The sequence below is a fragment of the Streptomyces sp. NBC_01334 genome, assembly GCF_035983595.1.
Classification (GTDB): Bacteria; Actinomycetota; Actinomycetes; order Streptomycetales; family Streptomycetaceae; genus Streptomyces; species Streptomyces coriariae.
Genome location: NZ_CP130718.1, coordinates 1,365,676 through 1,379,989, shown reverse-complemented (window position 1 = coordinate 1,379,989; position 14,314 = coordinate 1,365,676). Strand labels below are relative to the sequence as shown.

General features: G+C 66.6%; 9 protein-coding genes and 1 pseudogene. 2 read left to right on the top strand and 8 right to left on the bottom strand.

Translation table 11 applies throughout. The features are described 5' to 3' along the window. Positions 1–1,476: 1,476 nt before the first annotated feature. Positions 1,477–2,343 (bottom strand): LysR family transcriptional regulator, encoded by an 867-nt coding sequence (locus OG736_RS06320; RefSeq protein ID WP_327181543.1) that lies wholly within the window; start codon positions 2,341–2,343, stop codon positions 1,477–1,479. A 702-nt stretch (positions 2,344–3,045) separates the two neighbouring features. Here OG736_RS06320 and OG736_RS06315 point away from each other — a divergent pair. After that, a complete protein-coding gene (locus OG736_RS06315) occupies positions 3,046–3,519 on the top strand; it encodes a nuclear transport factor 2 family protein (RefSeq protein WP_327181542.1) in 474 nt (157 codons plus the stop codon). Between the two features lie 275 nt (positions 3,520–3,794). After that, positions 3,795–4,382 carry a TetR/AcrR family transcriptional regulator gene (locus tag OG736_RS06310; RefSeq protein WP_442817005.1) on the top strand — a complete coding sequence of 196 codons (588 nt, stop codon included), beginning with the start codon at positions 3,795–3,797 and terminating at the stop codon, positions 4,380–4,382. A gap of 211 nt (positions 4,383–4,593) precedes the next feature. Here OG736_RS06310 and OG736_RS06305 read toward each other — a convergent pair. The 7 genes and pseudogenes from OG736_RS06305 to OG736_RS06275 form a co-directional block, all read right to left on the bottom strand. Further along, positions 4,594–4,966: pseudogene (locus tag OG736_RS06305) on the bottom strand (IS110 family transposase); the annotation flags it as partial. Between the two features lie 406 nt (positions 4,967–5,372). Beyond that, positions 5,373–6,869, bottom strand: coding sequence for a GMC family oxidoreductase (locus OG736_RS06300; RefSeq protein WP_327181541.1), 1,497 nt, complete (start codon positions 6,867–6,869; stop codon positions 5,373–5,375). A gap of 71 nt (positions 6,870–6,940) precedes the next feature. Further along, on the bottom strand, positions 6,941–8,404 hold the full coding sequence (locus OG736_RS06295) for an aldehyde dehydrogenase family protein (protein ID WP_327181540.1): 1,464 nt from the start codon (positions 8,402–8,404) through the stop codon (positions 6,941–6,943). A gap of 653 nt (positions 8,405–9,057) precedes the next feature. Beyond that, entirely contained in the window at positions 9,058–9,606 is a 549-nt protein-coding gene (locus tag OG736_RS06290) for a peptidoglycan-binding protein (protein ID WP_327181539.1), read from the bottom strand. A gap of 637 nt (positions 9,607–10,243) precedes the next feature. After that, positions 10,244–12,244 (bottom strand): glycoside hydrolase family 84 protein, encoded by a 2,001-nt coding sequence (locus OG736_RS06285; protein WP_327181538.1) that lies wholly within the window; start codon positions 12,242–12,244, stop codon positions 10,244–10,246. 656 nt (positions 12,245–12,900) lie between these two features. Continuing rightward, positions 12,901–13,407: an ATP-binding protein gene (locus tag OG736_RS06280; protein ID WP_327181537.1), complete on the bottom strand. Its 507-nt coding sequence runs from the start codon at positions 13,405–13,407 to the stop codon at positions 12,901–12,903. 117 nt (positions 13,408–13,524) lie between these two features. Then, positions 13,525–14,274 (bottom strand): IclR family transcriptional regulator, encoded by a 750-nt coding sequence (locus tag OG736_RS06275; protein WP_327181536.1) that lies wholly within the window; start codon positions 14,272–14,274, stop codon positions 13,525–13,527. Positions 14,275–14,314: the final 40 nt, after the last annotated feature.

Sequence of the window (14,314 nt, the reverse complement as noted above, 5' to 3'; positions counted from 1 at the left end):
GGATGGGTCTTCACCGCGGGACGGCGTGCCGGCCGGTGACGCCCTACGTCGTACCGGTCTGTGAGGGTCCCAGCTCAGCCATGGGCCCGAGATCCAGGTTGACGCTCGCGCGGCGCAACTCCGACTGCCCGCCGCGGTCTGTCTCTGGAGCATGAACCAGGTCCACTGACCCTGCACCGGTCCGCTTGGGATGCGGATGAAGCCCGGCCACGGAGGGCCCTGCACGGCGGCGTCCAGGATGTGGGTGGATCCGAAGCATTCGGTGACCTCGCACGCCTTCGTATGGATCCGCCGACAGGCGTGCGTCGCGGTTGTCGGTGGCCCAGGTGGCGGCTGTGCAGTGGACGGAGTCGAAGAGCCTGTGACGCACGGGGTCATCGTGCGATGGGCCGCTGTACATGTCCTGCCCGGCTAGCGCGAGGGCACGCGAGGCGACCTGGTAGGCAGCACCCCCGATCCGTGAGACGAGGGCAACCACCCAGGCGTCGATGGTGCGCGTGGCTGAGGAACGCCTTCCCCTGTGAAGGGCGGATCGCGCGGGGGGAAGGACCGACGGCCCCATCCGATGGGTGCGTTGCGTATGTGGCGTCCTGCGGGCCGGCGATACCGCAGCACTGGCTAAGCGGTGTAACGCCTGGCGAGCAGCCGTCACAGCACGTACCGCGGTGTGGAGAGCGGCGGGAGGGGCATCACCCCCGAGACGCGGGCTGGAGTGCGGGGGACGACTGCGGTTGGCCGGGGCCTGCTGTCCGCCGAGGACCCGGCTCCGCAAGCTGGACATGTGCATCTCCTGTTGCAGTGAACTTTCGACCGCTTGTCTGCAGGGACGGCGATGTGGCCACTGACCTGTACACGCGGCTCGGACGCAGCGCTCGATCCAGAGCGCCAGGGCGCGCACACTGCGGCGGATGCAGCGTGACTGCCCGTTAGTCAAGCCCATGGGACGCGAGGTGAGCCATGATGCTGTTGGCGGTCGACCATCAAAAATTACAAGGCATTTGAGCCGAACCGAGCGGCCGGTTCCTGCATCGGAGCGGCGTTGTGTCCGTGCGATCAAAGTGTCGTGGAAGTCAATCGCCTCCCATCCACTCGCCGATTTCGTCCCGAATCGTGATCGGATCCGAACCGTGCCGATGCCCCCGCGCACTGCCCAGCGAGGCGTGCAACGAACGTTCCGGTCGGCCGGAGCCGACTCGAGCATGGCCGGGGGTCCCGCCCGGCTTGACTGGATGTGGCTCCGGCGAAGGACTGCATGGGGAGCCGTCGTGGCAATGCCGGTCGGGGTTGAGAACGGTCGGTCCTGCTGCCTTGCACTCACAGAGAACGTTGATTCTCAGATAAGGGAGTCAGGCAGTGGTTTGCGACCATGATGTTCCGACCTGCTCGCAGGCTCCCGATGGTCGAGGCGTCACCGCACCGCCCGTCTAGGTCGACTCGCACGTCTGATGCGAGCCGGGCAGCTCCGCTTCTGTGGCTTCAGGCTGTCCGGCAGAGCAGCTCGAACGCGGCCCTGATCTGAGGCAGGTGCTCGCGTCCTCGGCGCGTGGCGAGGTATATCGAGTTGTTGACGGGTGTGACCGGCGTGTGCAGGAGACTCAGTCTGCCGGCGTCCAGGGCCTCCTGTGCGAGATAGCGGGGCACGACACTCAGACCGGCTCCTGCTGTGACGGCGGCCACCACGGCCCGGAGGTCGGCGACCGTCAGGGCGGGAGCCGGTGGCTGGATGCCCCAGCACATACGGAAATAGCGCCGCGCCATGGGCATGGCAGGGGAATATCCGATGAAGCGACGAGTGTCGTTCTGTGGCGCGTAAGCAGCTTCTCCGGCCTGGCCCACCAGTACGAACTCCTCCTCGCGCAGGTGTCTGAGGTGAAGCTGTCTGGTGGGAGCCTGCTCGATCTGCGTCATGACGACGAGGTCCAGCTCGTCGTGCAGGAGCGCCTGGGTGAGCTCGAGGGACAGGCCGATGCGGCAATGTACGTGGACGCCGCGTGCCAGCAGAGGGGTCAACTGGGGCAGGACATGGATCGCGAGCAGATCGCTCGGTGCCCCCAGCAGCACTGGGGCCGTGGCGCTGGGGGAAGCCAGGCCGTCGATCGCGCCTTCCAGGGCATCCAGGTGAGCGGCGACCGCAGAGGCGAGGAGGACTCCCGCCTGGGTCGGGGCAACCCCCCGCCCGAGGCGGTCGAACAGACTCCGGCCCATGGCACCTTCCAGCGCCTTGAGGTGACGCGAGACGGCGGGCTGGGACAGGCCGAGCTGACCTGCGGCTTTGGCGACGCCCGCACATCGGTAGACAGAGAGGAAGGTGCGGAGCATGGCGAGATCTGCTCCATGTTTCATGGCTCGGAACCCTTCGATGAGAACCAGCGTTCTCTTAACGTACCGCATTGCCGACGCGCTCATGGCCGGGCCCGGGGGGTGAGCGGTCGCTGATCCACGCGACGTGCCAACCGGAGCAGCCCGTACTCACCGCTATCCGGCCGGGGGAGGGGAGGCGAGTTCCTTCTCGTTCCGCGACCAGAAAGCCGGACGGGCGGCGGTCAATTCCACGTGTCGCTGAGTCGGTTGCTCGGTGGAAGAGGTGGTGAGGGGGACGCGCAACCCTGGCCACGGATGCCGGAAGGGGTGCAGGGGCCCTGGGGTGACTCAGGGCTTCCGCGCTGACGCGGGTCGACCGGACTCGACATCGTAGCCCGTGGCATCCACTCGGTCCGCAGGTGGCGGGAACTCGATACGGGACAGCCTGGACCGGGCTTCCGCTCACCCTGGCCGTTTCGTCGGCTGGGCCCGGAGTCCTGGCCTGAGGGCGCCGTCGGTGGTCCCGCAGCTCTTCGTGCACAGCCGGATCCGCCGGACGGCATCGGGTCCCGTGGAGGGAGAGGTTGTTCCACTTGCGGTGAGAACCATCGTTCTCCTAGTGTGTGAGGAGCGAGAGAACGTACGTTCTCGCAGAGTGAAGTCGCTCCGTCGGTCGACCGAGGTGTCGCCACGGAGCCGGCAGTTGTTCAGTGCGTGAACCTGAGCCTGGCCAAAGGAAATGACATGACACACGAACCACGCCATCCGTTCCCCCCGTTCACCCAAGAGTCCGCGGCGCAGAAGGTGCGGCTGGCGGAGGACGGCTGGAACTCCCGCAACCCCGAGAAGGTCGCCCTCGCCTACACGGTGGACTCCCGGTGGCGCAACCGTGCGGAGTTCGCCACCGGCTACGAGGAGATCGTCTCGTTCCTCACCCGCAAGTGGAATCGAGAGCTGGACTACCGGCTCATCAAGGAATTGTGGGCTTTCGACGGCAACCGAATCGCCGTGCGGTTCGCCTACGAGTACCACGACGACTCGGGCAACTGGTTTCGCGCCTTCGGCAACGAGAACTGGGAGTTCGGAGGTGACGGGCTGATGCACCATCGCTACGCCTGCATCAACGAACTCCCCATCAAGGAGTCGGAGCGCTTGTTCCACTGGCCCCTTGGACGCCGACCCGATGGACACCCAGGCCTGAGCGACCTGGGCCTGTAGAGTCCCGTCGCCGTGGCGCCGCCGACGTCGGCTGTCGCACCGAAGTCGCCGACGGGCGCAGCAGCTCCGCCCCCGTTCGCGCCGAATGCGTCGGTTCGCACGTCGAACCGGCCAGGGGCTGGACGTCGTGGGGTGACGTGCGCAGGCCCTCGCCGGATCCTGTCGCGCCTCGAACGGCCGCGATGCCGGGCAGGACGCAGCAAGAACGTGTCCTGCCCGGCTGCGTGCGAGGTACCGTAGGAGATACGAGAGAACGACAATTCCCCGGGGAGGGGGTGACTGAAGTGGATCGAGAAGAGGCCGAGAGGCGGGTTCTCGGCGCGGCTGAGGAACTGTTCTACGGCCAGGGGGTCCGGGCTGTGGGGATGGATGCGATTCGCTCCGCGTCTGCTGTCCCGCTGAAGCGTCTCTACCAACTCTTCCCTTCCAAGGAGTCCCTGGTCGAGGCGTACCTGCGCCAGCGGGACGCGCGGTGGCTGGACGATCTGGCCCGATATGTGGACGCTTCCTCCGAGTCGCCCGCACAGCGCATCCTGGCGGTGTTCGACTGGTTGTACCGCTGGTTCAGCGAGCCGGACTTCCGGGGCTGTGGGTTCATCAACTCCTTCGGCGAGCTGGGGGCGTCCTCCCCGGCCGTGGCCGACATCGCCAAGGCTCACAAGCAGGCTTTCCGACAGTACGTCGCCGACCTGGTTGCCGCTGCAGAAGCGCCCACCTGGCTTGCCGACCACCTCGTCCTCCTGGCCGAGGGCGCGATGACCACGGCCGCCATCTTCGGTTCCCCTGAGCCGGCCCGTCAGGCCAAGGACGCTGCGCGCACCTTGCTGCAGGCTTCTCGTGTGGGGACCGGTATCCCGGCCTGAAGCCCGTACGATGTGCCCCTTCTCCGTTGACCTGCGGTGCCGGCTGGTCGTCCCGTGTCCGTAATCCATTGCGCGGATCCTGGGAGGGCCGCGCGCTGGGGTTCGGCACCGGGCAGACCTGCCGGCGCAGGCTCGAGCGGTGGCAGCACGAGCCCCTGGCGGGTCGCCCGGACAGGTGTGCAGATGTTCAGGGCGGCAGGGTCCAGGGCAACCGCTCCAGCAGGGCGAGCACCGTCGGGTGCTGCAACCTCGGCCCCAGCACCCGCTCCAGCGACGGATGGATCCGGGGCAGCAGGCCGCGCAGCTGTCAGTGACCCTCGTCGCCTCACCGGCCGGGTCGTCGTCGAAGCCACGATCACTGCCAGCTCGGCGATGGTCTCGTCCTCACCGTCGATCGCCCGCAGCGTCTAAGGGGCACACGGGCCGCGTCGGCCATGATGAACGCGTCCTTCGCATCGGGCCGAGGTTCGGGATGGGGCAGCCGTTTGTCGAGCGTCTTCCTTCACGGTCCGTGTGACGGCGGTGGCGTGGTGTTCACACTTGCCCACGTCCAGACCGAGGAAGAGACTGATGTCGCCCCTCAACGACGCTTTCGTCGGGTCTGCCGGGGCACCGAGCTGCCGATGTCCATGCTGCGGACAGCTCCTCCGGTTCGGGTGAACGCGGTGCCCAAGCCCCTCATCAGCCGTCCGTCCATGCCTCCGGACTCGGGACATTCCCTGAACGGGGACAGCTTCTGATGCACTGACAGGCATTGCCCGGCCGTCCGCGGCCGGGCAATGCCTGTCAGTGCAGAGGCTCACGCGGCGGGCGGTCACCATGCTTCGACAAGGAGCGAGCGGCACAGGAAACGCAACACCGTCGAACGGGCGATCAACCGGCTCAAGCCCACCAGAGCCATGGCCCCTCGCAACGACGAGCCTGGCCCTACGTCTTCCTCGGCACCGTGACCGTCGCGGCCCTCATCATGAGGATCGCCGAGCCGGCACGCTATCGGGTTGCGAATCCGGCCGCCCTGTAGCCGATCATCATCGTGGCCAGGTTGGTCTGTGCCCTGGGAAGGGAGGGCATGACGGAGGCGTCAGCGACCATCAGCTGCTCAACCCCCCTCACCTGAAGATGCTCGTCTACAACGCTGGTGCCCTCGCGGCCCATGCGGCAGGTGCCCACAGGGTGGTGGTAGGAGACGGCCTTCTCGCGGCAGGCCTGCTGCAGATCCTCCCTCCGCCACCATGGTGCGTCGGGGAGCTTGAGCCGACCTTGCGCGGCCAGGCCGTCGACGATGTCTGCCACGGCGGTGACGACACAGGCCGCCCGGGAACGATCCACCGGCGCTGACAGGTGGTTGAGATGGACCCGGGCCGGTCCGCGGCCCAGCTCGAGATGGCCCCGGCTCTCGGGCGTCATCAGGGAACTCGTCACGGCAGCGGTGTGAGGACCGGCCGTAGGGTCGAAGAAGGCGGCGTGGTAAGCGAATACGTGAGCTTGCGGATGGCGGTCGCCGGGCAACTCGAAGGTGAGCAGGGTGCCTTGCCCGCCGGGCATGGCCAGCGCCGTGGGATCGGTGACCTCCACGTCCATCTGAAGGATGAAGTGGTCGGACAGGTTCGTTCCCAGCTCGGGTGCGTGGGCGACGACCGGAAGGTCCGCGGCCCGCAGGCTGTCGCCGGGACCTATGCCGGAGCGGAACAAGATCTCCGGTGTACCGAACGTGCCGGCGGACAGGATGACGCGGTCGGCCTCGACGGTGTGCTGCCCCTGAGCGTCCCGCAGGATCACCCCACGGGCGACACCGTCGCTGACCAGCACGCGCAGAACTTCGCTGCCCGGCCGAAGTTCCACGTTGGGGCGGGTGCGTATCTGGGGCAGCACGGTCAGGAGGGTGCTCATGCGCACGCCATCGACGCGGTTGGTGGGGAAGGGGCCGAATCCCAGCGCACCAGGGGCATTGTGGTCGGCCACCGGATGGTAGCCGTGGCTCCGGTAGGCGTCCTGGAACGCGAGGTCGAACGCGCCCTGCTCGTACCGGGTGATCGCAATGGGGCCGTTGGAACCGTGATGGTCGTCCTGGCCGAATTGCTGGTCCGCCTCGATGGCACGAAAAGCGGGCAGACATGCCTCCCAGGACCACACCTCAGAGCCCCAGGCGTCATAGCACCATGGGTGCCCGCGAACCGCTGCAGCTGCGTTGACCGCAGAGCTGCCGCCGAACACCTTGCCGCGAGGCAGAACGTTTCCGGTGTCCTCATCGATGTACGGCCAGTAGTACTCGGGCGGCAGGAGAATGTCGGTGCGCAGTTCCGGAGGAACCTCCGGGCCCGGGTCGATACCTGCGTCCACGACCACGACCTCATGATTTTCGTCTGCGCTGAGCTTCCAGGCGCACATGAGGCCGGCGGAACCGGCTCCCACTATCACTGTCCGCAAGGGGAATCCTTTCGATGACAATGCTGTCGATACGAGGGGCGAGCAGATCCGCCGAGCCATGCGTTCGACGGAACCCGCCCGGGAAGAAGCTGCACCACTGGTCGGTGCGCTGCCGCGGCGGATGCCTGGGTTCAGAGCGGGAAGACGGGGCGTCCCCCGGCCCCCAACGTGATCCACCGGGTGTCAGTGAAGGCCTCTATCCCTGCCTGGCCTCCGAAGCGGCCGTACCCCGAGTCTCTGATGCCTCCGAAAGGGGCCTTGGCTTGGCCGGCCACGTCCTGGTTGTTCACATGGACGGCGCCCGCCCGCAGCCGGTGGGCGATGTTGAGGCCTGCAGCCCAGTCGCTCGTGATGACGCCTGCTGTCAGCCCGCAGGGAGGTTCGTTGGCGAGGGCGACCGCCTCGTCCGCATTGTCTGCGACGTGGACCACCACCACCGGGCCGAAGATTTCGGCCGACCAGATGTCCATGTCCGGGGTGACATCGGTGAGCACCACAGGCGCCACCAGCGTGCCGGGGGCCTCAACCGTGCCCGTGCCCGCCAGCGCCGTGGCTCCCTTGGAGAGGGCATCGGAGACCAGCGCGGACACCCGCTCCGCAGCGCGGGAGTGGACCAGAGGGCCGGTCGTGCCGGCAGGCCAGCTGGGGTCACTGTCGGGCAGAGCCGTGACCCGTTCGCTGAGCCTTGCGACGAACTCGTCGGCCAGCGGGCGCTGGACGAAGATGCGGTCGGTGCTCAGGCAGCTCTGGCCCGCGTTCATGAACGCGCTGAAGACAGCGGCGCCCACTGCGTAGTCGACATCGGCGTCCTCCATGATGAGCAGAGAGTTCTTCCCGCCCAGCTCGAGAACGGAAGGTTTGAGATGCCGGGCAGCCTCTACCGCCACGGTGCGGCCCACGGCGGCTGAACCTGTGAAGTTCACGGCGCGTACTCGCGGATCGGCGGCAAGGGCAGAGACCACAGCGGCGGCATCACCGCGGGCGTGAGTGACGACGTTGAGTACACCGTCGGGAAGTCCTGCCTCCTTCAGGGCGCTCTGAAGGAGCCGCCCACCGGACAGGGGGGCCTCCTCGCTCGCCTTGAGCACCACGGTGTTGCCCAGAGCCAGCGGCAGGGCCACGGCGCGGGCCGCCAGGATGAGCGGAGCGTTCCATGGAGCGATCGCGGCGACCACACCCAGGGGCAAGCGCACATGGATGGAGTGCGCACCGGGAGTCTCTGTGGGCAGGACCTGGCCGGTCGGATGGGTGACAGCGCCAGCTGCTTCGATCAATATCTGTGCCGCCAGCTTGGCGTTGAACGAGGACCAGGTTGCCGTGGCACCCACTTCCGAAGCCATCGTGTCGACGATTTGAGAGGTGCGCAGCACCAGAATCTGAGCGGCCTGTAAAAAGAGCGCACTGCGTTCGGGAGGGGGCACGGCTGACCAGGCCGCAAAGGCCTCGTCGGCCGAGGTCACGGCACGGGCCACATCCTGCTCGCCCGCGGCGCTCCCGGCACGACCACCGTCGGCCGAACACCCGGAGGTATTCGGCGCCGGGCCACGGGCAGTGGGGGTCTGCCCGTGGCCGATCAGGCTACGCATATAGGTCATTGCATGTCTCCCAAGCAGTTTGAATCGCCGGCTGGTTGAGCAGCAGCACCCAGCCTGCCCCTCAACGCTCATGGCCTGGCTGCAGCGTTCTTCTCCGCGTCACGCGACACCGCGCTCTGACGGAGGCCACGGCCGTGCTCCAGCCAACCCCAGGACACCGTGGGCGAGCCATGACGCTGATGGACATCAGCTATCAGCAAAGGGATCATCGGATGGACTGGATGACCTGGCCGGTTGACAGCGCTGCACCCCCATGGAGCCGCTGCTGGTTTCTGCAGGTCTTCACGGTGTGTGCGGCCACTGACGGGCAGGAAGAGTGTGAGGGACAGCGGCAGCGGGCCTCGCTTCAACGTACTGCTGGACGCCGGGAGCGGCTCCAACAGATCACGCAACCGACGCTGTTGCCGGACAAGCTGAAACCCAGCACCTCGGCTTCACTCAACCCGGGGCAGCCCGGAGCCGTCATCGACCCCGGAGCGGTTCAGTCCGGTGCGAGAGGGAGGAGGGCGACGGGCCCGATGCCGGGCGCCCACGGGGGGAGGCGTACGCCACAAGGGCCCGTCGCAGACGCAGTCAATCTCATTGACGGAGGCCTGAGCCATAACGATCACGAATGACACTGATGAGAAGACGTACTGGAGAGGATCAGTCCATCATTTCGTGATCGACTCCAGGAACCTCCGCGTTGCCTGGCCGTAGGTGCCTGACGGGTCACCAGTTACGCCGTAGTACTGCTGAAAGGCGCGCACCGCACGTTCCAGCGGCCCGTTGTACACCCCGTCCCAGCTGCCGGACCAGAATCCCGTCATGGAGAGTCGGCGTTGCATCTCAGCAACCTCCGGACCCCGGTCGCCCCGGTAGAGGACCAGCGAGGTCGGAGCTGACGGCGGCGGCGCGGTGAGAGTACGTGTCACCGCCGGCGCGGATGGAGACTTGACCAATCTGGCTGCCGCGGAAGCGGATTGGGTGCCTGCGCGGCTTACCGACGCCGAGGGCGGCCCGCTGGACACCGGGGCGGAGGCGATGTCCGAGACCAACGGCGGCGGCGACGAGCGGTCACTGGGTTCGGTGGGTACGGGGTGGGGCGCGGAGGGTGTTTCCGACGGTTCGACAACCTCTCTTGTCGTCGACGCGATCGGCTGCCGGACGTCATCGCTGACGGAGACCTTCCACCATGCGGCAGTGACGGCGAGAACACCCATCGCGGCAGCTGTGGCGGCAATCGGTGAACGTCCGCGTGTAGTTGAGGGACGTGCCCGCCGGCGATGTGCCCCGTGAGGCTGTGCAACTGGCTTGGGCGGATGGACGACTGCGGCATGATGGATGGGCTGGAGCGACAGCGTGTCCCAGGTGCTGACGGGCCCGGACGTGGACGTTGACTCGGCTGTGGAGACGTAAGGTCTCACCCAGTGGGCTGTGAAGCTCTCGAGTTGGTCCTCCAGGTGGTCTTCTGCACCCGGGGTTGTGTACGGGTCCGCGGACGGGGCACCATCGGTTGGTCGATGTGGATTCACTGCTCTCCTGCCGAACTTTCGGTCGTACCTCGCGGCACACCGCGCCCGCCGATTGAGCATCCAGAGTCGCAAAGGGCCATGTATGGCGGGCGTTGAGCTGCTGTGACCTGGACACGCGGTGAAGGTATCGTGTGGCTATCGCGCATAAGTAGTCAAGGCTCTCTGTCCTCGCATAACGATCCGGCCCCTGGGTCAGGCCCCTGATCGCCACCCCCTCGCGAGATCCCGCCGCCGCCCCGGTCAACGGACCGCCGTAGACCGGGGCGCGGCACTCTTCGCGTGAATCCGGAGGTCAATCGGGTTCAACGGAGGCTGCGTTGAACTGTCAGCCGGTTTCCCAGTCAGTCAACAAGGCGTCCGCCCGCGCCAGGAAGGTGTCGAGGACGCCGTCACCCACCTTTGGCTGAACCTCGCCCCAGGTGTTGCGGGAGGGGACGATACGTACTGCCCTCGCCTGCGCTTGCAGGGAACGCGCTTCGGCGGCCAGCCTGTCGGACTTCGCCTTCAGGCCGCGGAGCCGGGCGTCGAGGGCGTCGGTCGCTTTGACGAGGGCCCGGCCCCACAGGGCTGTGGCGTCCAGCCAGGGCGCGGCGTCCACCAGGAATCCCCGCTGCACCGCGCCGTCGCGGATGGTGGCGGGTGCCCGCTCGATGTGCAGTGCGTATGCCCGCAGTTCACGGACAGCCTTCAGGCGGTCGCGGCCACTGCCGTTCCAAGCACGCCAGAAGTCGGAGAAGCGCTGAGCGAGCTCAGGCGCTTGGCTCTGCCAGGGCTTGGCGCCGAAGGTGGGGGCGAGGTGCTCCAGGTCACTGAAGACCTGGAGGGCTTTGGCTGCCGTGGTGTCGCCGCCGGCGAGGTAGGACATGGCATGCCGCCAGCTCGTGTCGGCCTGGTAGGCGCGGTCGTTCCAGGCGAAGTCTGCCGCGCCGAAGACGGCGACCTTGCTCGCGGAGGGTTGGTTCATAGGGTTGGCGACGATGCCGCTGATGTGATCAGAGAGGCCTGCCTCGCGCTTGTCATAGGGGGCGAGCAGCAGTCGGCCGGACGTGTTGCCGTAGTCGTTGACAGGATAGTTGTCCCAGACGAAGACCTTACGGCCGAACAGCTTGGAGGATGCGTCCGCCTGCGCATTCGTGATGGTGGGAGGCACCACGTCCGTGCCGGTCCACATCACCACCACCGCCGGATCGAGTGCGGCCCGCAGCTTCTGCTTGTAGGCGGTGTCGGTCAGATCGCCGTACTCGGTGGGGACCATCTGCAGCGGCTGTGTCGCCGGGTGGGTGCTTATGAAGTGTCGTTGCAGGTCGTTCAGCAGGTCGACCTGCGCGGCGGCCGCGGCAGCCCGTCCGGGAGCGCCGTACGTCCTGAGGTCGGCATCGCAGTTCCACTTGGTGTAGCTGATGTCGTCGAGGGGGACGGAGAAGGCCCGGGTGCCGAGGTCGTACAGGGCCTGGAGTTTGGCTTCAAGAGCGACGCGGTCGGCGGGTGAGGAGTAGCAGATCGACTCTCCCGGGGAGACTGCGAAGGTGAAGCGCACATGGTTGGCCGAAGCCCGGGCGACGAGCGCTCCGAGTTCGTTCAGCTTGTCGGTCGGGTAGGGGTCTCGCCACTTGCTGCGGTGGAAGGGATCATCCTTGGGGGCGTACACGTAGGTGTTGGCCTTGATGTCCCCGTAGAAGTCCATCTGGTCCAGGCGTTCGGCGTGGGTCCAGGGCTGTCCGTAGAAGCCTTCGATGGTGCCGCGCAGCCCCATGGAGGGGAAGTCGGTCACCTGCACGTTCGCGATCTTCCAGTGCTTGCCGCCGGAGTGGCGGAAGAGTTGACGTAGCGTCTGGACTGCATAGAACTGCCCCGTTTCGTCGTGGCCGCCGAGTGTCACGATGGTGGAAGCGGCCTTTCCTTGGCCGCTGATCTTGATCGCGTATCCGTCTGCGCGGTCGGGCACGGAAGTGCCGCCGAGCGCTTGGGCGATGTCGGGCCGTTCCGCGGGGCCGAGGAGCACCGTGAGCCGGCCCGGGGAGGCTTTCGGAATGTGGCGGGGATCAGCGATGTCAACGCGGTCCACGCCGTGGCCCTTGAGGTGCTTCACGAGTCGGGCACGGGCCGCAGCGTCCGTCCGCTCGTCTACGACGAGGAGGACTCTGCCGGTCACGGCGACGTCATGGCCTGCGCGGGTGAGGGATTGGGGCGTGGGCGAGACAGCAGGCAGGGCTAATGCGGTGGGCGAGAGGTCCGTGTCCGTCGGTGGCGCGAGGATGCTTGGGGAGGTCGCGACGGCGACAGCGGCGAGGGCGGCCGGGACACCTCGGGTCCAGAGTGTGCTCATGAGTTCCTCCTTGCTCGACGAGGCAGACAAGCACCACCACGACGAGGACAAGCCGGCCGTTGGGCCGGGACGCTGAGTCGACAACTCTGTACGAGAGTTTCGGGTCGCCTTGTCGCGGGGGCAGATGAGTGCGGCTGGTTGCGTCGGGCGCTGTCTCAGGAGAACGAGCAAGAACGAGCGTCCACAACGCACCGTGATGCTTGAACATGACTACTGAGATCCAGATTCTTGCACGATCCATCACCGTGTCAACAGCGGCTGAAGGGAGGAGGTTTGCACCCGGGTGCCCGCTCGGATCCGGGTGGGCAGGTGCATCAGCCAAGTCGAGGCGCCAGTTCTCCACGAGAGTTGGTCGAGTCCTGCCGGACGGGTCTGATGGAGCGGTCGGTGCCGAACGAGTTGTTCCGCGGACGAGGGACCCGGCCACGCACGCGCGTCCGGTCGAGCTTGCCGGCCGCGTGCAGCTCGGCGAAACGGCCGAATCAGCACACCGGTCACGCCCGACCAGGGCACCTCGGCAAGATCCTTTTACGAGCTCTGAGTGTCGGAGGAAGAAGCCGACTGAGTTGTTGCTCGCCCACAGAAGGGGGTAGAGGTCGGACGGTAGAGGACAGGAGAGTGGGCAACAGCGCGCTGTGGCAGCGGAAGCCGCAGGTTCACTGGTGCACCAGTGACCGAGCGGCCTCGTTCAGATCGCAGCACTCGGGCTGGGATCGGCCGATTTCCGGCGCGGGTTCGGTGCGCACCAGCGTGGCTGTCACCGTGGTGCCGTGCTCTCCAGCTCGAATCTCACAATGTGCGCAGAGCTCGCTGACCAGAGAAAGACCCCAGCCGTCCACCGGAAGCGAAGCAGAGGAGGTGTCCGAGGCAGAGACGAGCCACTGCCCTGAATCCTTGACCTGCACTTTCAGGGACGTCTCGGATTCATGTGCCAGCAGCATCACCACTTCTGACGCCCCGCTGTGCTTCACCGCGTTGGTGACGAGTTCGGTCACGACCAGTTCCAACGACTCAGCGATGTCGCCGAGTTGCCAGCGGCTGGCAACCTTCACAGCGAGATGCCGCATGGCGGGCACCGAGGCTGGAAGCGTCGGCATGGCGCAGATGGCGACAGGAGGCATCACAGAGGAAGAGCCTGCGGCAGTTTCATTCAGCGCGTACATGGCACATCACGGTCTCTCGCTAGAGGCTGTACAGAACCGCTGTACCCCTTGAACGTAGATGCGGCCTGGTCGGGGCAGCAATGATTCCTTGCCACTGAGTGGCACCGAGTTTTGTGATCAGATGCAGGCGCGGGAAATTCCCAGTGCCGCCGTGCGGACCGCAGGCTCCAGCCGGTCCAGCCGGGCAGCGGACCGGGACACGATGCTCACCGCGCCTCGCATAGCACCGTTGGATCCCTCGATCACCGAAGCGACGGACACAGCGCCCAGCGACATTTCCTCTTGCGAGAACGCGATCCGGCTCTGACGAACCTTGGCCAGTTCGGACACGAGCCGCCCAGGTTCGGTGATGGTGTGGCAGGTTATCGGAGGAAGCCCTTGCGCCAGCACGGCTGCCACCACTTCTCGGGGTGAGAATGCAAGAAGGATCTTCCCCACCCCCGTGGCGTGCAGCGGCAGTCGTCCACCGAGGTGTGTGAACGTCGGCACGGCTCTCACGCCGGATATCTTTTCCACACACAGTGCCTCGAGTCCGTCGAGGACCGCGAGCTGGATGTTCTCCTGGGTCGCCTCGTAGAGATCGTGCATGTACGGCAGGGCGGCTTCTCTGAGTACTCGCTGGTCAGAGGCGAGGGAGCCGATCTTCCACAGTCGCATGCCGATTCGGAACCTTCGGTCCTCGTGCTGCACCAGGCCGCCCCAGGCGACCAGATCAGAAACCAATCGACGGGCGGTCGACAGGGGGAGTCCAGAGCGGTTGGCGATGTCGGTCAAAGACAGGGCCGATGCCCCGACCTGAAAGCAGTCCAGGACGGCGAAGAGTCGACTCGACACACTCGCACCAGCCACAGCAACGTTTCCAGCCACGCGTCACCTCGCAGGCCTGCCCGGTCTTGTGAACTCATGG

Bases quoted from the DNA above. Each gene is read 5' to 3' on its own strand.
- OG736_RS06290 (WP_327181539.1), bottom strand. From the start codon at position 9,606: ATGGGTGTTCTCGCCGTCACTGCCGCATGGTGGAAGGTCTCCGTCAGC.
- OG736_RS06295 (WP_327181540.1), bottom strand. From the start codon at position 8,404: ATGACCTATATGCGTAGCCTGATCGGCCACGGGCAGACCCCCACTGCC.
- OG736_RS06320 (WP_327181543.1), bottom strand. From the start codon at position 2,343: ATGAAACATGGAGCAGATCTCGCCATGCTCCGCACCTTCCTCTCTGTC.
- OG736_RS06300 (WP_327181541.1), bottom strand. From the start codon at position 6,869: ATGGCTCGGCGGATCTGCTCGCCCCTCGTATCGACAGCATTGTCATCG.
- OG736_RS06280 (WP_327181537.1), bottom strand. From the start codon at position 13,407: ATGTACGCGCTGAATGAAACTGCCGCAGGCTCTTCCTCTGTGATGCCT.
- OG736_RS06285 (WP_327181538.1), bottom strand. From the start codon at position 12,244: ATGAGCACACTCTGGACCCGAGGTGTCCCGGCCGCCCTCGCCGCTGTC.
- OG736_RS06315 (WP_327181542.1), top strand. From the start codon at position 3,046: ATGACACACGAACCACGCCATCCGTTCCCCCCGTTCACCCAAGAGTCC.